Here is a 22346-nt window from a genome sequence, read left to right on the forward strand (position 1 = left end):
GTCGCACCGTCGCGTTCTGACGTAGCCTCAGCGGCTGTCGGGTACACGATGTACCCGTAAAAATCCCCGAAGCCAAGCGCTAGGGAGGCACCGCATGAGCACCACCGCAGGCACCGAGGAGATCTCCCGCGGACTGCTCGGCTCCTCGGCCGCGCTCTCCTACGATCCGGAGACCGAGGTCGACTGGTCCGCCCCGCTCCCCGCGGACAAGCACGGGCTCAACCCCGAGTGGAGCGTCCTCTACGGCACCCCGCTGTGGCGGGAGATGACGGAGGAGCAGCGGGTCACCCTGACCCGGCACGAGGTCTGCTCGATCATGAGCACCGGGATCTGGTTCGAGATGATCCTCCAGCAGCTGATCCTCCGCGACCAGTACGTCAAGGACCACGCCTCGGCCGAGTTCCGCTTCGCCCTCACCGAGATCGCGGACGAGTGCCGGCACTCCCTCATGTTCGCCCGCGCCTGCGAGGCGATGGGGGTGCCCGCGTACTTCCCCCGGCGGCCGGTGGTCGAGGCGGCCCGGCTCTTCAAGGCCGTCGGCACCGCCGAGGCCGCGTACGGCGGGATCCTCGTGGCCGAGGAGGTGCTGGACGTGATGCAGCGGGACGCCATGCGCGACGAGCGGGTGCTCGACCTGGTCCGCACCACCAGCCGGATCCATGTGGTGGAGGAGTCCCGGCACATGCGGTTCGCCCGCGCGGAGATCCGCGACCGGGTGGCCGGCACCGGCCGGCTGCGCCGCCAGGCCGCCGCGATGTCCATCGCCGTGGTCGCCTACGTCATCGTCACCAGCCTGGTCAACGACGGGGTCTTCGCCGCGGCGGGACTCGACCCGGCCCGCGCCCGGGAGGAGGCCCGGCGCAACCCCCACCACCACGCCATGATGCGCAGCAGCGGCGCCCCGCTGATGCGCTTCCTCGGCGGCGCCGGACTGCTGACCCGCCCGGCCTCCGCCCTCTACCAGCGCGTCCACCTGCTCTGACCGATCCGGCGGCGGGGCGTCGGCACGGCCCCGCGCCCACCAGTTGAGGAAGCCACCCCGCCCATGGCCTACGCGATCACCCAGCCCTGCTGCGCCGACGCCTCGTGCGTCGCGGTCTGCCCGGTCAACTGCATCCACCCCGCCCCCGGGGAGCCGGACTTCGGGTCCACCGACCTCCTCTACATCGACCCGCGCACCTGCATCGACTGCGGCGCCTGCACCGACGCCTGCCCGGTGGAGGCGATCGTCCCGGTGGAGCGGCTGACCGGCGCGGACACCGAGTACGCCGAGCAGAGCGCCGCGTACTACCGCGGGCGGACCGCCGAGCCCGCCTGGCCGCAGCCGGAGATCCCGTCCTCGCTCCCATGGGCCGGAAAGCGCGGCGGAGCGCGCGCCCCCCGGGTGGCGATCGTCGGCACCGGCCCCGCCGCCTGCTACACCGCAGAGGCGCTGCTGCACTCCACGGGCGCCAGGATCACCCTCTACGAGCGGTTGCCGGTCCCCGGTGGGCTGCTCCGCTTCGGGGTCGCCCCGGACCACCCGGCCACCCGGCGGATGCTGGACTCCTTCGCCCCGCTGCTCCGCCACCCGCGGATCGAACTGCGGCTCGACACCGAGGTCGGACGGGACGTCAGCCACCGGGAACTGACCGACCGGTACGACGCCGTCGTCTACGCGGTGGGCGCGGCCTCCTCGCGCGCGCTGGCGGTGCCCGGGGCCGGCCGGCTGCCCGGCAGCCTGACCGCGGGCCGCCTGGTGGCCTGGTACAACGGCCATCCGGACGTCCCCGGCAATGCCGTCGACCTCCGCGAGGTGCGCCGCGCGGTGGTGGTCGGCACCGGCAATGTCGCCCTGGACGCGGCCCGGATGCTGGCCACCGCCCCGGAGCGGCTGGCGGACACCGAGATCGCCGCCCACGCCCTGGCCGCACTCCGCTCCTCGGCCCTGCGCGAGGTGGTCGTCCTCGGCCGGCGCGGCCCCGAGCACGCCGCCTGGACCTGGCCCGAGCTGCACGCCATCCGCCACCACCCGGACTTCGACCTGCTGCTGGACGAGGAGGGCCGAGTCGACCTGACCGCCCCGCCGGCCGACTCGGGCCGGCGCCGGGTCGTGGTCCGCTTCTCCACCGCCATCGAGGCCGCCGAGCCCCGCCCGGAGGGCCGGGACCGCCTCGGCGCGGTGCGCGCCACCGGCGCCGGCACCATCCCGGCCGAACTGCTGGTCGCCGCGATCGGCCAGCGCGGGGCCCCCGTCCCCGGCCTGCCGTTCGATCCGGCGGCGGCCGTGGTGCCGAACCAGCGCGGCCGGGTGGACGGGCTCCCCCGCACCTATGTGGCGGGCTGGATCAAGCGCGGCCCGAACGGCGGGATCGGCGCCAACCGGGGCTGCGCCCAGGAGACCGTGGACGCCCTGATCGAGGATCTCGCCGCGGCCGCCGCGGCCGCCGCCCCGGTACCGGCCCTCGGCTGAGGCTCGATCGAGCCGCCCTAGGCCGGCCCTCGCGGGCCCTCCTTCAGCCCCCGGGCCGCCAGCGGACTCCGACGAGCGCGTCGGCGACCAGCTGGACGGCCCGGGCGAGCTCCTTGCTGCGCTCGCCCTCGGCGGTGTAGACGGCGAGGAGCTCGGCGAGGGTGGGCGGCTCGGCGGCGCCGCGGAGGTCGACCCGCGCGGTGCGGTAGCCCCGGCGCAGCTCCTCCAGCCGCGCCTGGAGGGTGTGCCGGACCAGCCGCGCGAGCAGCGCGGGGTGGGCCCGGAAGAAGTCCTCGTGGCTCCGCCACCCCGGGGCGGCCTGCTCCAGCAGCCAGGCCACGGCCTCCTCGGACCACCCCTCCCGTCCCGGCGCCGGCAGTCCCGCCGGCCAGCCCGGCGGCGTGGCGATCCGCCGCCCCGACCGGAGCGGCGGGACCTCCGTCGCGCGCACCTCTCCCGTTTCGCTCATGCGTTCGATTCTAGGGCCTCATGGCCCCGCCGTCCTCAGACCACCAGCACGCGTCGCCCGCGGGTGTGCCCCGCCTTGCTGTCGGCGTGCGCCGCCGCGGCCTCGGCCAGCGGGTAGGACTTCTCGACCGGGATGCGGAGCCGGCCCCGCGCGATGAGATCGACGGCCACCGCCAGCGCCTCCGGCACGCTCCCGGCCGTCCCGGAGAACCGGACGCCGTGCCGCGGCGCGTCCAGATCGGCGATCGAGACCACCCGCCGCGGATCCCCGGTCAGCTCGACGAGCTCGCGGACCACCCCCGAGCCGGCCAGATCGAGGGCGGCGTCGACCCGGCCGATCCGCCGCACCCGTTCGACCCAGCCCTCGCCGTAGGTGGTGGCGAGGGCGCCCAGGCTGCGCAGATAGTCCTGGTTGGCGGCTCCGGCGGTGCCGATCACCGCGATCCCGCGGTCCCGGGCGATCTGCAGCACCGCCGAGCCCACTCCCCCGGACGCACCGCTGACCAGCAGCGTCTGGCCGGGTTTCACAGCGGCCTCGCGGATGATCCGCACCGCGGTCTCCACCACCGACGGGTAGCCGGCCGCCTCCTCGAAGGTCAGCCCCTCGGGCATCAGGGCCCAGGCGGACAGCACGGCGTACTCGGCGTAGGTGCTGGAGCCCTCGCCGAACACCCGGTCGCCGACCCGGACCCCCTCGACGCCCTCGCCCACCTCGTCCACCACCCCGGCGGCGTCCAGGCCGACCCCGGCGGGCAGCTCGATCGGATGCGCCTGGAGCACCTGCCCCTCCCGGATCCTCCAGTCGACGGGGTTCACCCCGGCCGCCCCCACGGCCACGCGTATCCGGCCGGGGCCCGCGTGGGGCTCCTCGGCGTCCACCAGCCGCAGCACTTCCGGACCACCGAACTCGGCGAAGCTCACTTTTCTCATGCCCCGGAACATAACACTAACGGTTAGCGTTTTGAACCAGCGAGGTTTTTGCACCTGATAGCCTCAGGTCATGACCTCGCCGCCCGGGCGCCGTGAGCGCAAGAAGGCCGCCACCCGCCAGAAGATCGCCGACACCGCCCTGCGGCTCTTCCTGGAGCGCGGATACGACCCGGTGGGCATCCGCGAGGTGGCCGCCGAGGCCGACGTGGCCGTCACCACGCTGTTCTCCCACTTCGCCTCGAAAGAGGCCCTGGTCTTCGAGCGGGACGACGACTTCGAGCGGCGCCTCCGCAGCGCCGTCACCGACCTGGCGCCGGACTCGCCGCTGATCCCCGCGCTGCGCCGCGAGGTCGAGGCCCTGGTGCGGCACTGCACCTCGGAGGACGCCGCACCGGTCTGGCGGCTGATCGCCGCGACCCCCGCCCTGCGGGAGTACGAGGAGTCGATGCGGCTGCGGCACGCCGAGTCGCTGGCGGTCGCCATCGCCGCCGGCCCCGGCCGGACGCGGACCGCGACGGCCTGCCGGACGATCGCGAGGTTCGTGATCGACGGCTACTCGCTGGCCCGGGAGGCCGCCGATCCGCAGGCCGCGCTGGACGAGATCTTCCGGATGGTCGAGGCCGCCTGGGAGACCGCCTGACCCCCGCTCAGCCCCGGCTCAGCTTCGGCCGGCCCGAGCCGGCCGGCGGGCCTCGAACAGGGTGCGGGAGGAGTACGCGGTGAAGCGGCCGTCGCGGCGGAGCACCGCGTCCAGGGCGCGCAGCCGCTCCTCGTACCGCTCCACGGTGAAGCCGGGGACCCACCAGACCAGCTTGCGCAGGAGGTAGACCACCGCGCCGATGTCGAAGACCTCGATCCGGGTGCGCTCGCAGCGCGGCGGCCCGGTGAGTTCGAGACCGGCCGCGCGGGCCTCCTCGGCCTCCACCTCGGGACTGCGGGAGCGGCGGTGCTCCTCGCCCAGCGGACCGAGGAGGAACTCGATCAGCTCGAAGCCGCTCGCCGGTCCGACGTGCTGGGCCAGGTAGTGCCCGCCGGGCCGGAGCACCCGGGCGATCTCGTCCCACGGGATCCGCGCCGGATGGCGGCTGGTCACCAGGTCGAAGGCGGCGTCCGGGAACGGCAGCGGACCCGTCTCGGGGGCGCCGACCACCACCACCCCGCGCGGGATCAGCAGTTCGCCGGCCCTGGCCAGGTTGGGCGGCCAGGCCTCGGTGGCCGCCATCGCCGGCGGGTAGCGGTCCGCGCCAGCCAGCACCTCGCCGCCGCCGGTCTGCAGGTCCAGCGCCGACCGCAGGGCCGGGTCGGCCAGGCGCCCGGCCATCAGCCGCTGGTACCCCCAGGAGGGGCGGGCCTCGGTGGCCCTGCCCTCCAGCCACGAGAAGTCCCAGCCGTCCACGGGGACCGCCGCGGCCTCCTCGACCAGCTCCTCGAAGCTCCTGTCACCGTGATCGCCCATGCTCCGATGCTGACAGGGGCGACCCCGGCCGGGCCATCGAATTCCCCCGGAAGGCCCCTCCGTCAGTGTGAGTCGCGGGAGACCGCCGAGCCGCTGCGGCCGACCAGGAAGTCGAGGTCGGCCCCGGTGTCCGCCTGGCGGACGTGGTCCACGTAGAGCCGCTCCCAGCCGCGGACCGGCGCCGCGTAGCCGGCCGCCGCCTCGGTGCTGGGCTTGCGGGCGGCCAGCTCCTCCGCCGGCAGGTCGACGTTCAACGTCCTTGCCGCTACGTCGAGTTCGATCCAGTCGCCGGTGCGGATCAGCGCCAGCGGGCCGCCGGCCGCCGCCTCCGGGGCGACGTGCAGCACCACCGTGCCGTAGGCCGTGCCGCTCATCCGGCCGTCGCAGATCCGCACCATGTCGCGGACGCCCTGGCGGAGGAGCTTGGGCGGCAGCGGCAGGTTGGACACCTCCGGCATGCCGGGGTAGCCCTTCGGTCCGCAGCCGCGCAGCACCAGCACCGTGTCCGCGTCCACGTCCAGGTCCGGGTCGTCGACCCGGGCGCGGAAGTCCTCGATGCTGTCGAAGACCATCGCCCGGCCGCGGTGGCTGAGCAGCTCCGGGGTGGCCGCGGCGGGCTTGATCACCGCGCCGTCCGGGGCCAGGTTGCCGCGCAGCACGGCGATCCCGGCGTCCGGCTGGAGCGGCCGCTCGCGCTCCCGGATCACCTCGGTGTCCCAGATCCGGGCGTCGTCCAGGTAGCCGGCGAGCGGGCGGCCGGTGACCGTCAGCGCCTCCGGGTCCAGCAGGTCGCGCACCTCGCGCAGCACGGCGTGCAGGCCGCCGGCCCGGTGGAGGTCCTCCATCAGATACCGGCCGGCCGGCTGAAGGTCCGTCAGCAGCGGTACGCCGGAGCCGATCCGGTCGAAGTCGTCCAGGGAGAGCGGTATGCCGAGGCGGCCGGCTATGGCCAGCAGGTGGACCACCGCGTTGGTGGAACCGCCGAGGGCGGCCAGCGCGACGATCGCGTTCCGGAACGAGCCCTCGGTGAGGAGCGTCGAGGGGCGGCGGTCCGCGCGGACCATCTCCACCGCGAGCCTGCCGGACTCGCGGGCCGCGCGCAGCAGCCGGCTGTCCGGGGCCGGGATCCCGGCGGTGCCGGGCAGGACGGTGCCGAGGGCCTCGGCGAGGAGGCCCATGGTGGAGGCGGTGCCCATGGTGTTGCAGTGCCCGCGGCTGCGAATCATCGCCGACTCGGAGGCGGTGAAGTCCTCGGCGCTCAGCTCGCCGCTGCGGACCTCCTCGCTGAGCCGCCAGACGTCCGTGCCGCAGCCCAGCGGGCGGCCGCGGAAGGTGCCGGTCAGCATCGGCCCGCCGGGCACCACCACCGAGGGGAGGTCCACCGAGGCGGCGGCCATCAGCAGCGAGGGGATGGTCTTGTCGCAGCCGCCGAGGAGCACCGCGCCGTCGACCGGATTGCCGCGCAGCATCTCCTCGGTGGACATCGCCGCCATGTTCCGCCAGAGCATCGCGGTGGGCTTGAGGAGCGTCTCGCCGAGCGAGACGACGGGGAGGTTCAGCGCGATGCCGCCGGCCTCGTGGACGCCGTCCCGGACCGCGGCGGCGACCTCGTCGAGATGCGAGTTGCAGGGCGTCAGATCCGAGGCGGTGTTGGCGATGGCGATCTGCGGACGGCCGGTGAAGGCGTCGTCCGGCAGTCCGCGCCGCATCCAGGCCCGGTGGATGTACCCGCTCCGCTCCTCGTCCCCGCTCGACCCCGCGTACCAGCTCTGGCTGCGCAATCCGTTCGTCGGCATACGAGATCCCTACCACGGGCGGCGGACACCGCGGCAGGGGGCGGGCACGGCCGGTTCGGTCCGCATACGGCCGTCTTGACCAGGGCTCCGCGCGGGCCGCAGAATGCTGTCGTGATCAATCACCGCGTACCGACCGCCGTCCGGGGCTGTTCCGTCCCGGAGCGCTGCGGGTGTACGCGCAGCGGCCTCTGACGCGCTTCCCGCGATCGGCGCAGCCGCCGCCGAAACCCCTTGCACAGCAGCCGAGTCGACTCGGCGCCAGGCTCTCCCGCAGCCCCGCTCCACCGTCTCCGCGCGCTCCGCGCCCCCCAGTGGGGCCCTGTCCGCGACCGCCCGTTCCCCGTTCCCAGGAGGAGCCCATGACCACCGCCCTGCCCGCACTGCCGGCGCCGCCTGCACTGCGTTCCTGGCGGATCCCCGACGACGGCCTGTACGAGGGGGCGCGGGTGCTGCGCCGCCTGCCTGAGGGTCAACGCCCGCTTACGTACCAGTCGTTCGAGCTCACCCCGCTCGGTGCGGTGATCGGCGCGGAGATCCGCGGTGTGGACCTCTCCCGGCCACTGCCGGAGCCGGTGCGCGCGGAGCTGGACCGGGCACTGCTGGAGTGGAAGGCGCTGTTCTTCCGCGGCCAGCACCTGACCTCGGCCCAGCAGCGCGCCTTCGCACGCAACTGGGGCGAGTTGGAGACCAACCCGCTGCTGGCCGCGGGCGACAGCGCGGAGGTGGTGCGGTTCGACAAGTCCGCTTCGGCGGTGCCGACCTTCGAGAACGTCTGGCACGCCGACGTGACCTTCCGGGAGCGGCCGGCGCTGGGCGCGGTGCTCCAGCTGCGGGAGGTGCCGCCGCGCGGGGGCGACACCCTGTGGGCCGACATGGCCGCGGCCTACGACAACCTGCCGGAGCGGGTGCGGGAGCGGATCGACGGGGCCCGGGCGGTGCACGACTTCATCCCCGGCTTCGCCCGCTTCTACCCGCCCGAGCGGCTGGCCGCCCTCCAGGACCGCTTCCCGCCGGTGGAGCACCCCGTGGTACGGACCCATCCGCGGACCGGGCGGCGGACGCTCTTCGTCAACGCCTCCTTCACCACCCACATCGTGGGAATGGCGAGCGCCGAGAGCGACCGGCTGCTGCGGCTGCTCTTCCAGCAGGCGCACGTCCCGGAGTTCCAGGTGCGGTTCAGCTGGCGGGCGGGCGACGTCGCGCTCTGGGACAACCGGGCCACCCAGCACTACGCGGTCGCGGACTACGGCACCCATCGGCGGGTCGCCGAGCGGGTGGCGATCGCCGGCGACCGCCCGTACTGACCGGACCGCTCGCGGCAGCGCGCCGACGGACCGTCAGGAAGCGCGGCGGCGCGAGGACTTGGCCGCCGTCTTCTTGGCGGCGGTCTTCTTCGCGGGGGACCTTCCGGTCGTGGTCTTCTTCGCGGCGGTCTTCTTGGCGGCGGGCTTCCCACTCGCGGACTTCCCACCCGCGGTCTTCTCACTCGCGGACTTCTCACCCGCGGTCTTCTTCGCCGGGGCCCGCTTCGTCCCGGTGGACTTCCGGGAGGAGGCCCTGGCCTCGGACGCCTTCTCCGCCGCGGACTTCCTGGCCGGCGCCTCCTTCGAGTCCGCCTCCCCCTCGCCGCCGCGGCCGCCCCTGGCCGCCTCGACGCTGCTGCGCAGGGCGTCCATCAGGTCGATCACCTGCGCCCCGCCGGCGCGCTCCGCGCCCTCCTCCTCCGTGGGCGGCTCCACCCCCTCCAGTTTGGCGGTGATCACCCGTTCGAGCGCCTCGGCGTACTCGTCGTACTGCTCGTCCAGATCGAAGCCCTCGGACAGGGTGTCCATCAGCGACCTGGCCATCTTCAGCTCCTGCGGCCGGACCTGGTCCTTGCCGCCGGGGGCGATCCCGGCCGGGTCGCGGATCTCGTCCGGCCACAGCATGGTCTGGAGCACCAGCAGGTCGCCCTGGACGCGCAGCACGGCCAGCGACTCCCGGGTCCGCAGGGTCACCTTGGCCACCGCCATCCGCCCCGACTCGACCAGCGCGTCCCGCAGCAGCTGGTACGGCTTGACCGGCGACTTCTCGGCCGGGCCGACGTAGTACGGGGTGGAGTAGCGCACCGGGTCGACCGACTCCGCGTCCACGAAGGCCAGCACGTCGATCACCTTGCGGCTGGGCACCGGGAGCTCGGCGAAGTCCTGGTCCTCGAGGACGACGGTCCGCCCGTCCGGGGACTCGTACCCCTTGGCGATCTCGCGGTACGGGACCTCCTTGCCCTCCTCCTCGCAGATGCGCTTCAGCCTGATCCGGGCGCCGTCCTTGCGGTGCACCTGGTGGAGGGCCGGGCCGGAGTGCTGCGAAGTGGCGGCGAAGAGCGAGACGGGGACGGTGACCAGCCCGAAGGTGATGGCCCCCGTCCAGGTGGCCTGCGGCATGGTGCGCGCCTTTCGTCCGCTTTCGGGTGTTTCACCACGCTAAGCGAGGGCGCGCGCTCGGGCGCGTCAGCGGGCTCCGCGCCCACCTCCGCCGTCTCCGCGGCGGACGCCGGGCGGAACCCGCTCCAGGGCGGCGCGGATCCGGTCGCGCAGGCCGGGCGGGAAGGGCAGGCCGAGGATCTCGTCGCCCACCCCGACCAGCAGGTCGCGGCGGTCGCAGAGCTCCGTCCGGATCCGGGTCCGGTCCACCAGCACCGTCCGCGGGCCGAACCGCAGCAGCAGCTCACGGGGGGTCACGGTGAGGGCGAACGGCGCCCGGGGCAGCGGCCAGGGCGGGCGGAGCGGGCCCTCCCCCCGCACCACCTCCGCGGCGGCCGGGCTCTCCGGCCCGGCACCGGCGGCGAGGCCGTCCTCGACGGGCGCCTGGGCGTGCGCCCGGTCCCATACCCGCTCGGCGAACGGGCGGACCAGCGGTCCGCCCAGCGGGTGATAGCGGAGGGTCAGCTCCCGCCCGGGGGCGAAGAGGGTCAGCGAGGCGGCACCGGCGCCGCCCGGGCCGCGGTCGTCCTCGGCCTCGTCGCTCCGGTCCAGCAGACACAGCCGGTCCAGCGGGATCTCCGCACCGACCCCGAGCAGCTCGATCCAGAGCAGCAGCCGGCGGCTGCCGAGCGCCACCACCTGGGAGGGGGTGCAGGCCAGGGCGAGCAGCCCGCGCCGGTGGATCGGCCGGGTGACGGCGGGGAAGGCGAGGCAGTCCGGCTCCTCGTGATCGCCGGAGGCCGCCAGCGCGTCGCGCAGCTCCGCGCGGGCGCGCGGCCAGATGCCGCTGCTCCAGCCCGGCCCGGGGGACCGCGCCCCGGCGGCCGGACCGTCCGGGGCCGCCGCGCCCGGAGCAGCCGGGCCGTGCGCACCGAGGCCGGGCAGTCCGTCGCAGCCGCGCGGGTCGGCCGGGTCGGCCAGGTCCGCCGGGCCGCCGGGACCGTCCGCGCCGCCCCGGCCGTCGGCGGAGCCCCGGGCGGACCGGTCCGCCCGCAGGTCGAGGCCCTCACCGGCGGCCAGCCGGCCCAGCTCGGGCGAGACCGGGAACTCCCAGTCCTCCACCGGGCGCTCACGCCCGCGCCGCTCCGGACCCATTCCCGCTCACCTCCAACACTCCAGGGCGGAAAGTGTTGTCGCCTGCAATACTCTTCCCATGTCGAGGGCTACCACAAGGCAGCACGCAGCGAATCCGCACGACGCACCGGATCCGACCGAGGCCGACATCGCGGCCTTCCAGGCGGCTACCCGCGATCTGGTCGGAATCGCCCTGCGGAGCCTGGAGGTGACGGGCGGTCAGGTCTCGCTGCCGCAGCTGCGCCTGCTGCTGGCCCTGGACGAGCTCGGACGCAGCCCCTCCTCGGCGATCGCCCGCGCGCTGGGCCTCGGCGCCTCCTCGGTGACCCGGCTGGCCGACCGGCTGGTGGAGTCCGGGCATGTGGTGCGCGGCACCGAGCCCTCGCATCGCAGCGTGGTCACCCTGGAGCTCACCGAACGCGGCGCCGGCCTGGTCGGGGCCGTGCTCGAGCACCGCCGGGAGCACTTCCGGCGCGCGCTGCGGGGTCTCACCCCGGCCCAGCGGAAGGCCACCGCCGAGGGCCTCCGCGCCCTCCACGCGGTCCTCGCCGCCGACCCGGAGCACCACTCGCCGATCGCCCCGCTCAGTCTCTGATCACTCTCTGATCCCGTTCTCCCCCGCGGGTCCTGAGGGTCCGGCGGGGTCGGCGGGGTTCGCGGGGTCCGCCGGCTCAGGCCCGCTCAGGGGACGCCGCGGGCGGGCGGGCAGCGCGAGGAGGACGAGGGCGGCCCCGGCGGCGGCCACCACCGCGCCCACCCCGAGGCCCAGCACCATCCCGCTGCCGAAGGCGGAGCGGGCCAGCCCGGCGAGCAGCCGCCCGGTGCCGCCGCCGACCCGGGCGGCCAGCCCCAGCGCACCGCCGAGCGAGCCGAGGACGGTGTCCGAGACACCCGCCGGGAGGTGGTACGGCGCCAGCGGCGGCCGCATCCGGCCCTGGTAACGGGTCGTCAGCAGGCTGCCGATGACCGCCACCCCGAGCGCCCCGCCCAGTTGGACCGACACGCCGTTGGTCGCCGAACCGACCCCGGTGTCCCCCGGCGGCAGGGTGCCCATCAGGGAGTCCAGCGCGGCCGGGACGACGAGACCGGCGCCGAGCCCCAGCAGCAGGAACCCGGGCAGGACCTTCGGATAGGTGGCACCGCCCCCGGCCGCGGCGACCTGCCACAGCCCGCCGGAGATCGCCAGCAGCCCGCTGCCGACCGCCGCCTTGCTGCCCGCCCAGCGGACCAGGACCGGGCTCAGCGGCGCGACCAGCGCCAGCAGCCCGGCCACCGGCACCATCCGGAGACCGGTCTGCAGAGCGCTGTAGCCGAGGTCGAACTGGAGGAACTGGGTCAGCACGAAGAGCGCCCCGAAGAGCCCGAACATGGCCAGCGAGACCGCAGCGGTGGCGACCGAGAACCGGCGCTCGCGGAAGAAGTCCAGGTTCAGCATGGGATGGTCGCTGCGCCGCTCCCAGAGGACGAAGCAGGCCAGCGCCAGCAGCCCGCCGCTGATCGCGCCGAGCGCGAGGGGCGACGTCCAGCCGCGGACCGGCGCCTCGATCACCCCCCACAGCAGCAGGCCGAGGGCGAGGATGGACAGCAGCGAGCCGACCGGGTCGAGCCGCAGCGGCGCCGGGTTGCGGGACTCCGGCACCAGCAGCGGCGCGCAGACCAGCCCGGCCGCCGCGAAGGGGAGGTTGACCCAGAACACCGAGCCCCACCAGAAGTGCTCCAGCAGCAGCCCGCCGGCCACCGGTCCGATCGCGATGCCCAGGCCGCTGGCGGCGGCCCAGACGCCGATCGCGCGGCGCCGCTCCACCGGCTCGCGGAAGACGTCGGTGATGATCGACAGCGTGGCCGGCATCATCATCGACGCGCCGAGGCCCATCGCGGCCCGGGCGGCGATCAGCATGCCGACCGAGCCGGAGTAGGCGGCCCAGGTCGAGGCGGAGCCGAAGACGGCCAGCCCGGTGATGAAGACCCGCCGCCGCCCGAAGCGGTCCGCGCTGCGGCCGGAGACCAGCATCACCCCGGCGAAGACCAGCGCGTAGGCGTCGACGATCCACTGGAGCTGGGTGGTGGTCGCGCCGAGCTCCCGGACCAGGGTGGGCAGCGCGACGTTCAGGATCGTGTTGTCCAGCGTCACCATCAGCAGCGACACGCAGAGCACCACGAGGGCGGTCCAGCGTCTCCCGGCGCCGCGGCCCCGCGGCGCGGGGGCCGCGGCCGTCGGCAGCGATTCGCGTACGTCGGCCATGCCTCCATACAGCGACCGCGCGTCCGGCGCCGGGCAGGTGCCCAACGGCCCCGGGAGGGGGCCGCCCGGCTGCCTGCCGGCTGCCTTTCGGCTGGCCTGGCTACCGTCCGCCGGGCCTTCCGGATTCTTCGCTCCTCAGACGGGGAAGGCGAGTTGCGACTGCCCCGGATCGCCCGCGGGCCCGGCGGGCAGGGCGTGCTCGAGGGCGAGGAGGGTGCGCTTGCGCGGGAGGCCGCCGCCGTAGCCGGTGAGGCTGCCGTCGGCGCCGATGACCCGGTGGCAGGGGACGATGATGCTGATCGGGTTGCGGCCGTTGGCCAGGCCGACCGCGCGGGACGCGCCGGGCCTGCCCAGGTGCTCGGCCAGCCGGCCGTAGCTCCAGGTCTCGCCGTAGGGGATCTCGCGGAGCGCCGCCCAGACCGACTTCTGGAACTCGGTGCCCTGCGGCGCCAGCGGCAGGTCGAAGTCGCGCCGGTCGCCGGCGAAGTACTCGGCCAGCTGGCGGGCCGCCTCGGGCAGCGGGTCCGGCGCCCCGGCGGGCGGCCCGGCGTACTCGCCGAACTCCTCGGGCCGGGGGGCGTGCCGGCCGTCCTCCATCCAGAGGCCGACCAGGGCGCCGTCCTCGGCGGCCAGGGTGAGCGGCCCGCAGGGGCTCTCGACAACGGTGTGGCTGCGCATGCCCCAAGCATCGCCCATCCGGCGGGGCGTCCGCTGGCGGAAAAACGACATGAAGGGCGGTCCGCGCGGGCGGCGACCCGCGGGCGCGGGTCAGGGGGACCGTCCGGACATGAACGCATGAAGGCTTGTTCATTCTTTCCGGTAAGGTGGCTGCCCGTGACCGACACGATCCTCCGCCACCGGCCCGACTCCGACGCCCCGTCCGGAGGGGCGGCCGGAACGTCCGGCCCGCCGCCCGCCCGGAGAACCGCCGCCCTCTCGCTGCCGGAGGCGCGCTGGGCGCTGGCCGCCCTGGTGCTCTTCCTGGTCGCGCTGCCGCTCCAGCTGACCGGCGCGCCGGCCTGGTCCTGGGGCCCCCTCTACGCCCTCTGCTACGCGGCGGGCGGCTGGGAGCCCGGCTGGGCCGGCCTCCAGGCGCTGCGCGAGAAGACCCTGGACGTCGACCTGCTGATGGTGGTCGCGGCGATCGGCGCCGCGGCCATCGGCCAGGTGCTGGACGGCGCGCTGCTGATCGTGATCTTCGCGACCTCGGGCGCGCTGGAGGCGATCGCCACCGCGCGGACCGAGGACTCCGTACGAGGGCTGCTCGACCTGGCGCCGGCCACCGCGACCCGGCTGCGCTCCGGGGATCCCGCCGGGGAGCGCGGCGGCGAGCGCGCCGAGGAGACCGTGCCCACCGCCGAGCTGGCCGTAGGCGACCTCGTGCTGGTCAGGCCCGGCGAACGGGTCGGCGCGGACGGCCGGGTCGTCGACGGCTCCTCCGAGGTGGACCAGTCCACCATCACCGGCGAGCCGCTGCCGGTCCCGCGCGCCGCCGGGGACGAGGTCTTCGCCGGCACCCTCAACGGCACCGGCGCCCTCACCGTCCGCGTCGAACGGGACCCGGCCGACTCCGTGCTGGCCCGGATCGTCGCCATGGTCGAGGAGGCCTCCCGTACCAAGGCGCCCACCCAGCTCTTCGTGGAGCGGATCGAGCAGCGGTACTCGATCGGGATGGTGGCCGCGACGCTGCTGCTCTTCGCGCTGCCGCTGCTCTTCGGCGACGGGCTCTCGGACTCGCTGCTGCGGGCGATGACGTTCATGATCGTGGCCTCGCCGTGCGCGGTCGTCCTCGCGACCATGCCGCCGCTGCTGTCCGCGATCGCCAACGCGGGGCGGCACGGCGTACTGGTCAAGTCGGCCGTAGCGATGGAGCAGCTGGGGCAGGTGGACGCGGTCGCGCTGGACAAGACCGGGACGCTGACCGAGGGCACCCCCCGGGTGGCCGAGGCCGTGCCGCTGGCCCCCGGGCTGACCGAGGAGGAGCTGCTGGCGCCGGCCGCCGCAGCCGAACTGCCCAGCGAGCACCCGCTGGCCCGGGCGGTGGTCGAGGCCGCCAGGGCGCGCGGGATCGAGCCGCCGGAGGCATCGGACTTCTCCTCCGAGCCGGGGCGCGGGGTCACCGCGCGGGTCGGCGGAAGGCTGGTCCGGGTGGGCGCGCCGAGCCGGCTGCTGGAGGCCGGCCCGAGCCCGGAGGTCGCCGCGGCGGTGGGCGAGCTGGAGGCGCGCGGACGGACCGCCGTGGTCGTGCTGCGCGACGGGGAGCCGATCGGGCTGCTCGGCATCTCCGACCGGCTCCGCCCGGACGCCGCCGAGGCCGTGGCCGGGCTGACCGCGCTCGCCACCGCCGCCCCGCCGATGGTGCTCACCGGCGACAACGCGGCCGCGGCCGCGCGGATCGCCGCCGAGGCCGGGATCTCAGCGGACGCGGTCCGCGCGGGTCTGCTGCCGGAGGACAAGGCGCGGACGGTCGCGGAGCTCTCCGCGGCCGGCCGGCGAGTGCTGGTGATCGGTGACGGCGTCAACGACGCGCCCGCGCTGGCCGCCGCCCACACCGGGATCGCGATGGGCCGGGCCGGCTCCGACCTGGCGCTGGAGACCGCGGACGCGGTGGTGGTCCGGGACGAGCTGGCGGCGGTGCCGCGGGTGCTGCGGCTCTCCCGGCGGGCCCGGCGGCTGGTGCTGCAGAACCTGGTGATCGCGGCGGTGTTCATCACCGGCCTGGTGGCCTGGGACCTCGCGGGCCATCTGCCGCTGCCGCTCGGCGTCGCCGGGCACGAGGGCTCCACGGTGATCGTCGGCCTGAACGGGCTGCGGCTGCTGCGGGCGTCGGCCTGGCGGCGAGGCTGACGCCGCTCCCCCGGAGCATCGGCCCACCGCCACCGCCGCGTCAGGCACGGCTCGCCGCCCACCGCGTGACGCGGCGAACCTGGGCCGACCCGGCACTAGAGTGCCGATCATGCACGCCGAATGCGACGCCCTCCTCTTCGACATCGACGGCACGCTGGTGGACTCCTCCGCCGTGGCCGAACGGGCCTGGCGCCGCTGGGCGGCGGAGTACGGGCAGGACGCGGACGCGGTGCTGGACGCCTCGCACGGCGTGCGGACCGAGGACGTGGCGGCCAGGTTCCTGCCCGGGGACCGGGTCGCCGCAGCGGCCCGGCGGCTGACCGAACTCGAGGCGGAGGAGGGGGCGGACGCCTCGGCGGGCGTCGTGGCGGTCCGGGGCGCCGCCGAGCTGCTGCACACCATGGACGCCCTCGGCGACGGGACCGGCCGGGCGCGCTGGGCGGCGGTCACCTCCGGGGAGCGCGAGCTGATGCTCGAACGGCTGGCCGCGGTCGGCCTCCCCACCCCTCCGGTGCTGGTCGGCGCGGCCGACGTGGCGGCCGGCAAGCCCGACCCGGAGGGTTACCGCACGGCGGCGGCGCGGCTGGGCGCGGACCCGGAGCGCTGCGTCGTCGTCGAGGACTCGCCCAACGGCATCGCCGCGGCGCGCGCCGCCGGCGCCCGGGTGGTCGCGGTCGCCGGCACCTACCCGCCGCAGGACCTCGTCGACCTCCCGCCGGCCGCCGCCCCGGACGCGGTGGTCCCGGACCTCACCGCCGTCCACGTCACCCGCGAGCCGGACGGCGGCCTGGTCGTCCGGCTGACCCCGACGGCGGACTGACCGCGACCCGCGGTCAGCGGCGGGGCGCGGTCGGGGCGACTCGCGGTCGGGGGCGGGGCGCGGTCAACGGCGGATGGCGGTCAGCGGCGGATGGCGGTCAGGACATTGGCGGCGGTGTCCTCGTCCGTCGTGTGGGTGACCGCCAGCGCCGCCCCGCCCAGGACCTCCAGGGCGCTGGGGACCTGACCGGAGCTGGTCTCCACGAACAGCCGGCCGCCGGGGGCGAGCCAGTCGGGGGCCGCCGCGGCCACCCGGCGGAGGACGTCGAGGCCGTCGGCGCCGCCGTCCAGCGCCTGCAGCGGCTCGTGGTCGCGGGCCTCCGCGGGCAGCAGCGGGACCTCGTCCGAGGGCACGTAGGGCACGTTGGCCAGCAGGACGTCTATCCGGCCCCGGACCGCAGGCGGCAGCGCGGCGAAGAGATCGCCGAGGAAGACCCGGCCGTCAGGGAGGTTGCGGCGGGCGCAGTCCACCGCGGCGGGGTCGATGTCCGCCGCCAGCAGTTCGATTCCGGCCGGTGGCGCGGAGGCGGAGAGCTCGGCGGTGAGGGCGAGGCCGAGGGCGCCGGTGCCGCAGCAGAGGTCGACGACGACCAGCGGCCGGGCGTCGCCGAGCGCGGCGCAGCGGGCGCGCGCGTAGGCGGCGGCCTCGCGCAGCATGAACTCGCTGCGGCGGCGCGGGATGAACACCCCTGGTGCGACGGCCACCCGCAGCCCTCCGAACTCGGCCCAGCCGAGCACGAGTTCGAGCGGTTCGCCGGCGACCCGGCGGCGGATCATCGCCTCCAGGCGGTCGGCGGCATCCGCCTCCGCCGCCACGGCGGCGAGCAGGAGTGCGGCCTCCTCCTCGGCGAACACGCAGCCGGCGGCGCGCAGTCGGGCCGCGACCTCGGCCGGGACGCCGGATGCGGAGGAAGGATGGAAAGCGGGGGAATCAGGGGAAGCGGTGGGTTCAGCAGGCATCGTGCGAGTCCTCCGGGATCGCGCGGGACCTCCGGCGCCCGGTCCGTGAGCGGACTCAGGCCCCGATGGGAGGTGTCCCCGCGGGCCGTTCGTTCCTGGTGATGGGACTCACCTCCCCGATCCGGGCGCGCGGCCCCGCCGCACGCGTTCGCTGCCGACTGCGTCACTTTACCGGACGCACGCGACCGTCCGTGGAGATGATCGGGCTATCCGCTCGGCCGATCGGAGGATCTGCGGACCCGCGTGGGGTGAATCCGCAGGGCGAGCCGTCCCGCCCCGGCCGAACGCCCGTTGGGCAGGGCATGGATCACGGCTGGGACCGCGAGACACCCATCTTCAACGCGCTCCTCCGGGAGTGGCGCGGCCATCATCGCTCCGTGCCCGCGATCGAGCCCGGGCCGCCGGTCCCGGGCGCGCTGCCCGCGGCCGGGCGGTCCCGGGCCGATCGGGTCGGGGGCGAGCGGGTCGGGGGCGAGCCGCCGATCAGCGCGCTCACCCGCCTGCTGCCGCCGACGGCGCCCGGGGCGGGGGCTGGGGCCCCGGCTGGGGCCGGGCAGACCGGGCACTTCCGTATCGACGGGCGTCCCGCCCAGGGCGGATCGGCCGGGCAGGGCGGGCAGGGCGGACAGCCCGCGCAGGGCGCGCACGGTGGGCAACGCGGTCCGGGCGGCGGTCATCCCGCGCCCCCCGCGCGCCCTGCGCCGCATCCGCCCGGCGCGCCGGGCGCGCCGCCGGCTCCCGGGGCGCCCGGTTCCAGCGGCCCGGGCAACCCCGAAGGCCCCGGCGGCGGCCCCGATGGCTCCGGCGACCCGAGGGACAACGCCCTCCACCGGCTGCTGCACCCGCCCAGGCGGCCGTGAACCGCCGCCCTACCCACGGCAGGTGACACCCCGTCAGGAAGCCGGGCTCGCCTCCGCCGCGGCCCAGGCCTGGTCGAGCGCCTGCGCGAAGACCTCGACCGGCTGTGCGCCGGAGACGCCGAACCGCCGGTCCAGCACGAAGAACGGCACGCCGGTCGCGCCGAGCTGCGCGGCCTCGCGCTCGTCGGCGCGCACGGCCTCGGCGTACGCCGCCGGGTCGGCCAGCACCGCGCGGACCCCGTCCGCGTCGAGGCCGGCCTCCACGGCGAGGGCGACCAGCCGCTCGTCGTCGTTGTAGACCGACTCCTCCTCGGCGAAGTTGCCGCGGAAGAAGGCGTCGAGGAGCGCGGCCTGCCGCTCCGGCCCGTGGGCGCCCTGGTCGGCGGCGTAGTGCAGCAGCCGGTGGAGATCGAAGGTGGAGCCGTGGTCGCGGCCCTCCGTGCGGTAGCCGAGGCCGAGCTCGGCGGCCTGCTCACCGATGCCGCGCTCGTTGGCGGCGGCCTGCTCCGGGCTGATGCCGTACTTGCCGACCAGCATGTCCAGGACGGGGGCGACGTCCCCCTTGTCGCGCCCGGGGTCGAGCTCGAAGGAGCGGAACACCACCTCGACCCGGTCGCGCTGCGGAAACCCGGCCAGTGCCCGCTCGAAGCGGGACTTGCCGAGGTAGCAGAACGGGCAGGCGATGTCCGACCAGATTTCCACGCGCATGGGTTGCCGTCTCTCCTTCGTACTCGCGTCCCCGGTCCCAGCACCGGCCGCGGCCTGCGCATTCCCGGCCGCCCTAGCCGTCGCCCTCGCCCTCGCCCTCGCCTTCAGCCGAAGAGCGGGAAGCGGTCGGCATCCGGGCCGAGGGCCCTGCGCTCGGCGTCGGTGAGCGGGACGCGGCCGGTGCCGGCCAGGGCGTAGGCGGTGTCGTCCCAGTCGACCGCCGGCGGGTGGCCGAGCAGCCCGTCCAGCACCCGGTGGACGGCGGCCAGGCCCTCCGGCGCGGGCGCGGGGGCCTCGGGAAGGCCGGCCAGCAGGTCGAGGTGGTGGACGGCGGCCTCCACGGCGAGGGTGTCCAGCAGGTCGTCCACGGTGATGAGGTGCCCCTGGGTGCGGACCACTTCCGTGCCCGGCAGGCGCGCCGCCAGGGCGAGGACCGCGCGGGCGGTCTCGGTGTAGAGGTCGGCGAGCGGGCGGATGCCGCTCCAGACCGAGGCCATGATCCGGGTGTTGCGCAGCTGGCGCTCCGCCTGCCGGGCCAGCTCCGCCTCCTCGGGGCCGCGGGCCGGGTGCCACTCCTTCCAGTAGCCGACCGCGTCCGTGCCGGCGGCGGCGCCGGCGGCGGCCGGGCTGCCGAAGGCGACCAGGGCGCGCTGGGCGTCCGCGAGAAGATGGAAGATCAGGTCGCCCGCCATCCAGCCGGTGCAGCGGGTGGGGCGCCAGGCCTGCTCGTCGGTCAGGCCGCCGACGGTGTCGAGCAGCGGTTCGTAGGCGGCCGCGAGGAGGGCCGCCCCGCTCTGGGTGTGCCGTGTCGTCATGGCCTCCCTTCTACCCGCCTGCTACCCGGCGGGGCGGATTGTCAGTGGGGCGTGCCAGGGTGATCACGTGGCGAGCACGCAGGGAGTCGCGGACTGGAGGAGGCGCTGATGGCCGCGGGACGAGGAAGGACCGGCTGGCCGCCGGCCGCACGGGAGCTGGCGGACCTGCCCTGGGCGCCGCATCTCACCGGCTTCTCCGGCGAGTTGGAGCGCGAGGGGGACTACGACACGGTCCTCTTCGAAGGCGGCGAGCACACCGGCGCGGACTGCGGGAACGCGCGGTTCGTGGAGACGGCCTTCGAGTCGACCGGGTTCGACGCGGTGCGGTTCCGGCGCGCCCGGTTCAACGACGTCTGGCTGCACCAGGTGCGGATGGTCGGGTGCGACCTGGCCGAGACGAACTGGCTGGACGCGGAGTGGTCCGGCGGGCTGCTGGCCGGGCTCGAGTTCTACGGCGCGCCCCTGCGCCGGGTGGTCTTCCGCAACTGCAAGCTGGACTCGGTGAACCTGCGGACGGCCGAACTGCGGGAGGTCGCCTTCGTGGACTGCCTGCTGCGCGAGGTGGACTTCGGCGGGGCGACGCTCACCGACGTCTCCTTCCCGGGGAGCACGCTGGAGCGGGCGCTCTTCCAGCGGGCCCGGCTGAAACGGGTGGACCTGCGGGAGGCGGCCGCGCTGGGGATCACCTCCGGCTGGGAGGACCTCCGCGGCGCCACGATCAGCAGCCCGCAACTGCTGGACCTGGCGCCCGCCCTGGCCGACTCCCTGGGCCTCCTCGTCCAGGACGAGGGCCAGCCGACCTGAGCGCGGGGGCAGCCGACCTGAGCGCGGGGGCAGCCGACCTGAGCGCGGGGCGCCGACTCAGCGTCGGGGCAGCCGACGCCGGCAAGGGGCTCCCACGGCCCGGCCGCCCGGGGGCCTCAAACCGGGCCGGCCCGACCGGGCGTCCGCGACGCGTCGGCGCAGGGGCGGTGGGCCGTGGGCGCTGGGCCGTAGGGGTGGTTCAGGAGGACTGCTCCCAGGGCTGGGGGCCGGCGAGCTGGCGGGTGGTGGCGTTGACTCGGTTGAACATGTTGGTCATGGCGATCATCAGCACGATTCCGCTGATCTGGCGCTCGTCGAAGTGCTTGGCGGCGGCGTCCCACACCTCGTCTCGCACGCCGTCCGGCTGGTCGGCGAGCCGGGTGGCCGCCTCGGCGAGGGCGATCGCGGACCGCTCGGCCTCCGTGTAGTAGGGGGCTTCCCGCCAGGCCGCTACGGCGTGCAACCGCTCCTCGCTCATCCCGGCGCGGCGGGCCGAGCGCGCGCCCCCGTCCACGCAGACGCTGCAGCCGTTGATCTGGCTGGCCCTGAGGTGGACCAGCTCCATCGTCTCCTGCGGCACGCCGGAGGCGTACAGCGACTTCATGATGGCCTGGATGTGGCCGGTCGCCTCGGGGAAGTGCGAGACGGGGTTCTTGACGCGGGGCTGCAGGGTGTCGCTCATGGTGTGACTCCGTTTCGGTGGTTCGGTATGCCTGATCGGCCGACACAGCACTGACGGGCCGGCCGGCGGAGTTGTGACAGCCGCGACCGGAACTCCCCGCAGGGGGCGGTGCTTGACGCCCTCTCGGCGGCCGACCTACGGTGAGCTCGAGTCACGTGAGTGACCGTTAACCTCGGCGCGGGTGAAAGGCGAAACGAGCATGAAGATCGCGGGCAGCACCGCTGTCATCACCGGCGGGGCCTCCGGCCTCGGCCGGGCCACCGCAGAGCGGCTGCTGGCCGCGGGCGGCAACGTCCTGCTGCTCGACCTGCCGTCCTCGGACGGCGAGGCGGTCGCCGCCAAGCTCGGCGAGCGCGCGGCCTTCGCCCCGGCGGACGTCCGCGACGAGGCCCAGGTCTCGGCAGCGCTGGACGCCGCCCAGGCGCTCGGCGGAGACCTGCGGATCGCCGTCAACTGCGCGGGGATCGGCACCCCCGCGCGGGTGCTGGGGAAGAACGGCCCGTTCCCGCTGGACGTGTTCACCCGGGTCGTCGAGATCAACCTGATCGGCACCTTCAACGTGATCCGCCTGGCCGCCGAGCGGATGGCCGCCAACGAGCCGCTGGACGGCGACCGCGGGGTGATCGTGAACACCGCCTCGGTGGCCGCCTTCGACGGGCAGATCGGGCAGGCCGCGTACTCCGCGTCCAAGGGCGGCGTGGTCGGCATGACGCTGCCGATCGCCCGCGACCTGGCCGGCCGGTCGATCCGGGTGATGACCATCGCCCCGGGCCTGTTCGCCACCCCGATGCTGGCCGGGCTGCCGCAGGAGGCGCAGGACTCGCTGGGCGAGCAGGTGCCGCACCCGCCGCGGCTGGGCAACCCGGTGGAGTACGCCGCCCTGGCCCAGCACATCGTCGAGAACCCCATGCTGAACGGCGAGGTGATCCGCCTGGACGGGGCGATCCGGATGGCGCCGAGGTAGCCGGGCG

At 75.4% G+C, this 22346-nt stretch carries 21 protein-coding genes; 9 read left to right on the forward strand and 12 right to left on the reverse strand.

Annotation, left to right across the window (positions count from 1 at the left end):
- Nucleotides 1–94 precede the first annotated feature (94 nt).
- Nucleotides 95–982, forward strand: a complete 888-nt coding sequence (locus BS73_RS07125) for an AurF N-oxygenase family protein (RefSeq protein WP_037570491.1) — start codon at nucleotides 95–97, stop codon at nucleotides 980–982.
- Between the two features lie 63 nt (nucleotides 983–1045).
- The gene (locus BS73_RS07130) at nucleotides 1046–2452 is read left to right on the forward strand and encodes an FAD-dependent oxidoreductase (RefSeq protein ID WP_051939626.1); all 1407 of its coding nucleotides are present in this window, start codon (nucleotides 1046–1048) and stop codon (nucleotides 2450–2452) included.
- A gap of 43 nt (nucleotides 2453–2495) precedes the next feature.
- Here the strand turns inward: BS73_RS07130 and BS73_RS40290 are convergent, their stop codons facing one another.
- Both BS73_RS40290 and BS73_RS07140 read right to left on the reverse strand, forming a co-directional pair.
- Nucleotides 2496–2921: a hypothetical protein gene (locus BS73_RS40290; protein WP_152617543.1), complete on the reverse strand. Its 426-nt coding sequence runs from the start codon at nucleotides 2919–2921 to the stop codon at nucleotides 2496–2498.
- 35 nt (nucleotides 2922–2956) lie between these two features.
- Nucleotides 2957–3850, reverse strand: a complete 894-nt coding sequence (locus BS73_RS07140) for an NADP-dependent oxidoreductase (protein WP_037578577.1) — start codon at nucleotides 3848–3850, stop codon at nucleotides 2957–2959.
- 70 nt (nucleotides 3851–3920) lie between these two features.
- On the opposite strand from BS73_RS07140, the gene BS73_RS07145 reads away from it, so the two are divergent.
- The gene (locus BS73_RS07145; protein WP_037570492.1) at nucleotides 3921–4490 is read left to right on the forward strand and encodes a TetR/AcrR family transcriptional regulator; all 570 of its coding nucleotides are present in this window, start codon (nucleotides 3921–3923) and stop codon (nucleotides 4488–4490) included.
- An 18-nt stretch (nucleotides 4491–4508) separates the two neighbouring features.
- On the opposite strand, the gene BS73_RS07150 is transcribed toward BS73_RS07145, so the two are convergent.
- The gene (locus BS73_RS07150; protein WP_037570493.1) at nucleotides 4509–5306 is read right to left on the reverse strand and encodes a class I SAM-dependent methyltransferase; all 798 of its coding nucleotides are present in this window, start codon (nucleotides 5304–5306) and stop codon (nucleotides 4509–4511) included.
- A 62-nt stretch (nucleotides 5307–5368) separates the two neighbouring features.
- A complete protein-coding gene (locus tag BS73_RS07155; protein WP_037570494.1) occupies nucleotides 5369–7102 on the reverse strand; it encodes an IlvD/Edd family dehydratase in 1734 nt (577 codons plus the stop codon).
- Between the two features lie 359 nt (nucleotides 7103–7461).
- On the opposite strand from BS73_RS07155, the gene BS73_RS07160 reads away from it, so the two are divergent.
- Nucleotides 7462–8406, forward strand: coding sequence for a TauD/TfdA dioxygenase family protein (locus tag BS73_RS07160; protein WP_037570496.1), 945 nt, complete (start codon nucleotides 7462–7464; stop codon nucleotides 8404–8406).
- 33 nt (nucleotides 8407–8439) lie between these two features.
- Here the strand turns inward: BS73_RS07160 and ku are convergent, their stop codons facing one another.
- Both ku and BS73_RS07170 read right to left on the reverse strand, forming a co-directional pair.
- The gene (gene ku, locus BS73_RS07165) at nucleotides 8440–9525 is read right to left on the reverse strand and encodes a non-homologous end joining protein Ku (RefSeq protein WP_037570497.1); all 1086 of its coding nucleotides are present in this window, start codon (nucleotides 9523–9525) and stop codon (nucleotides 8440–8442) included.
- A 66-nt stretch (nucleotides 9526–9591) separates the two neighbouring features.
- Nucleotides 9592–10659 carry a hypothetical protein gene (locus BS73_RS07170; RefSeq protein WP_037570498.1) on the reverse strand — a complete coding sequence of 356 codons (1068 nt, stop codon included), beginning with the start codon at nucleotides 10657–10659 and terminating at the stop codon, nucleotides 9592–9594.
- A 58-nt stretch (nucleotides 10660–10717) separates the two neighbouring features.
- On the opposite strand from BS73_RS07170, the gene BS73_RS07175 reads away from it, so the two are divergent.
- Entirely contained in the window at nucleotides 10718–11233 is a 516-nt protein-coding gene (locus tag BS73_RS07175) for a MarR family winged helix-turn-helix transcriptional regulator (RefSeq protein WP_084703866.1), read from the forward strand.
- On the opposite strand, the gene BS73_RS07180 is transcribed toward BS73_RS07175, so the two are convergent.
- Together BS73_RS07180 and BS73_RS07185 are read right to left on the reverse strand one after the other, a co-directional pair.
- The gene (locus BS73_RS07180; protein ID WP_051939631.1) at nucleotides 11234–12880 is read right to left on the reverse strand and encodes an MFS transporter; all 1647 of its coding nucleotides are present in this window, start codon (nucleotides 12878–12880) and stop codon (nucleotides 11234–11236) included.
- Nucleotides 12881–13015: 135 nt separating this feature from the next.
- Nucleotides 13016–13558, reverse strand: a complete 543-nt coding sequence (locus BS73_RS07185) for a methylated-DNA--[protein]-cysteine S-methyltransferase (RefSeq protein WP_037570499.1) — start codon at nucleotides 13556–13558, stop codon at nucleotides 13016–13018.
- A 156-nt stretch (nucleotides 13559–13714) separates the two neighbouring features.
- Between BS73_RS07185 and BS73_RS07190 the strand changes: the two genes are divergently transcribed.
- Together BS73_RS07190 and BS73_RS07195 are read left to right on the forward strand one after the other, a co-directional pair.
- Complete coding sequence (locus BS73_RS07190; protein WP_407674971.1) at nucleotides 13715–15727, forward strand: heavy metal translocating P-type ATPase; 2013 nt, start codon at nucleotides 13715–13717, stop codon at nucleotides 15725–15727.
- A 109-nt stretch (nucleotides 15728–15836) separates the two neighbouring features.
- Entirely contained in the window at nucleotides 15837–16547 is a 711-nt protein-coding gene (locus BS73_RS07195) for an HAD-IA family hydrolase (protein ID WP_037578585.1), read from the forward strand.
- 80 nt (nucleotides 16548–16627) lie between these two features.
- On the opposite strand, the gene BS73_RS07200 is transcribed toward BS73_RS07195, so the two are convergent.
- From BS73_RS07200 to BS73_RS07215, 3 genes are all read right to left on the reverse strand, one after another.
- A complete protein-coding gene (locus tag BS73_RS07200) occupies nucleotides 16628–17506 on the reverse strand; it encodes a putative protein N(5)-glutamine methyltransferase (protein ID WP_037570500.1) in 879 nt (292 codons plus the stop codon).
- Between the two features lie 893 nt (nucleotides 17507–18399).
- On the reverse strand, nucleotides 18400–19074 hold the full coding sequence (locus tag BS73_RS07210; RefSeq protein ID WP_051939633.1) for a DsbA family oxidoreductase: 675 nt from the start codon (nucleotides 19072–19074) through the stop codon (nucleotides 18400–18402).
- Between the two features lie 104 nt (nucleotides 19075–19178).
- On the reverse strand, nucleotides 19179–19889 hold the full coding sequence (locus BS73_RS07215; protein WP_037570503.1) for a maleylpyruvate isomerase N-terminal domain-containing protein: 711 nt from the start codon (nucleotides 19887–19889) through the stop codon (nucleotides 19179–19181).
- A 108-nt stretch (nucleotides 19890–19997) separates the two neighbouring features.
- Between BS73_RS07215 and BS73_RS07220 the strand changes: the two genes are divergently transcribed.
- Nucleotides 19998–20693, forward strand: coding sequence for a pentapeptide repeat-containing protein (locus BS73_RS07220; protein ID WP_051939635.1), 696 nt, complete (start codon nucleotides 19998–20000; stop codon nucleotides 20691–20693).
- 199 nt (nucleotides 20694–20892) lie between these two features.
- On the opposite strand, the gene BS73_RS07225 is transcribed toward BS73_RS07220, so the two are convergent.
- Nucleotides 20893–21375 (reverse strand): carboxymuconolactone decarboxylase family protein, encoded by a 483-nt coding sequence (locus tag BS73_RS07225; RefSeq protein WP_200886662.1) that lies wholly within the window; start codon nucleotides 21373–21375, stop codon nucleotides 20893–20895.
- Nucleotides 21376–21574: 199 nt separating this feature from the next.
- Between BS73_RS07225 and BS73_RS07230 the strand changes: the two genes are divergently transcribed.
- On the forward strand, nucleotides 21575–22339 hold the full coding sequence (locus BS73_RS07230) for a 3-hydroxyacyl-CoA dehydrogenase (RefSeq protein ID WP_037570504.1): 765 nt from the start codon (nucleotides 21575–21577) through the stop codon (nucleotides 22337–22339).
- Nucleotides 22340–22346 lie beyond the last annotated feature (7 nt).

This window comes from Phaeacidiphilus oryzae TH49 (genome assembly GCF_000744815.1).
GTDB classification, from domain to species: domain Bacteria; phylum Actinomycetota; class Actinomycetes; order Streptomycetales; family Streptomycetaceae; genus Phaeacidiphilus; species Phaeacidiphilus oryzae.

Bases quoted from the DNA above. Each gene is read 5' to 3' on its own strand.
- BS73_RS07185 (WP_037570499.1), bottom strand. From the start codon at position 13,558: ATGCGCAGCCACACCGTTGTCGAGAGCCCCTGCGGGCCGCTCACCCTG.
- BS73_RS07180 (WP_051939631.1), bottom strand. From the start codon at position 12,880: ATGGCCGACGTACGCGAATCGCTGCCGACGGCCGCGGCCCCCGCGCCG.
- BS73_RS07175 (WP_084703866.1), top strand. From the start codon at position 10,718: ATGTCGAGGGCTACCACAAGGCAGCACGCAGCGAATCCGCACGACGCA.
- ku (WP_037570497.1), bottom strand. From the start codon at position 9,525: ATGCCGCAGGCCACCTGGACGGGGGCCATCACCTTCGGGCTGGTCACC.
- BS73_RS40290 (WP_152617543.1), bottom strand. From the start codon at position 2,921: ATGAGCGAAACGGGAGAGGTGCGCGCGACGGAGGTCCCGCCGCTCCGG.
- BS73_RS07130 (WP_051939626.1), top strand. From the start codon at position 1,046: ATGGCCTACGCGATCACCCAGCCCTGCTGCGCCGACGCCTCGTGCGTC.
- BS73_RS07220 (WP_051939635.1), top strand. From the start codon at position 19,998: ATGGCCGCGGGACGAGGAAGGACCGGCTGGCCGCCGGCCGCACGGGAG.
- BS73_RS07155 (WP_037570494.1), bottom strand. From the start codon at position 7,102: ATGCCGACGAACGGATTGCGCAGCCAGAGCTGGTACGCGGGGTCGAGC.
- BS73_RS07215 (WP_037570503.1), bottom strand. From the start codon at position 19,889: ATGACGACACGGCACACCCAGAGCGGGGCGGCCCTCCTCGCGGCCGCC.
- BS73_RS07170 (WP_037570498.1), bottom strand. From the start codon at position 10,659: ATGGGTCCGGAGCGGCGCGGGCGTGAGCGCCCGGTGGAGGACTGGGAG.
- BS73_RS07150 (WP_037570493.1), bottom strand. From the start codon at position 5,306: ATGGGCGATCACGGTGACAGGAGCTTCGAGGAGCTGGTCGAGGAGGCC.
- BS73_RS07225 (WP_200886662.1), bottom strand. From the start codon at position 21,375: ATGAGCGACACCCTGCAGCCCCGCGTCAAGAACCCCGTCTCGCACTTC.
- BS73_RS07140 (WP_037578577.1), bottom strand. From the start codon at position 3,850: ATGAGAAAAGTGAGCTTCGCCGAGTTCGGTGGTCCGGAAGTGCTGCGG.
- BS73_RS07160 (WP_037570496.1), top strand. From the start codon at position 7,462: ATGACCACCGCCCTGCCCGCACTGCCGGCGCCGCCTGCACTGCGTTCC.
- BS73_RS07230 (WP_037570504.1), top strand. From the start codon at position 21,575: ATGAAGATCGCGGGCAGCACCGCTGTCATCACCGGCGGGGCCTCCGGC.
- BS73_RS07125 (WP_037570491.1), top strand. From the start codon at position 95: ATGAGCACCACCGCAGGCACCGAGGAGATCTCCCGCGGACTGCTCGGC.
- BS73_RS07145 (WP_037570492.1), top strand. From the start codon at position 3,921: ATGACCTCGCCGCCCGGGCGCCGTGAGCGCAAGAAGGCCGCCACCCGC.
- BS73_RS07200 (WP_037570500.1), bottom strand. From the start codon at position 17,506: ATGCCTGCTGAACCCACCGCTTCCCCTGATTCCCCCGCTTTCCATCCT.
- BS73_RS07195 (WP_037578585.1), top strand. From the start codon at position 15,837: ATGCACGCCGAATGCGACGCCCTCCTCTTCGACATCGACGGCACGCTG.
- BS73_RS07210 (WP_051939633.1), bottom strand. From the start codon at position 19,074: ATGCGCGTGGAAATCTGGTCGGACATCGCCTGCCCGTTCTGCTACCTC.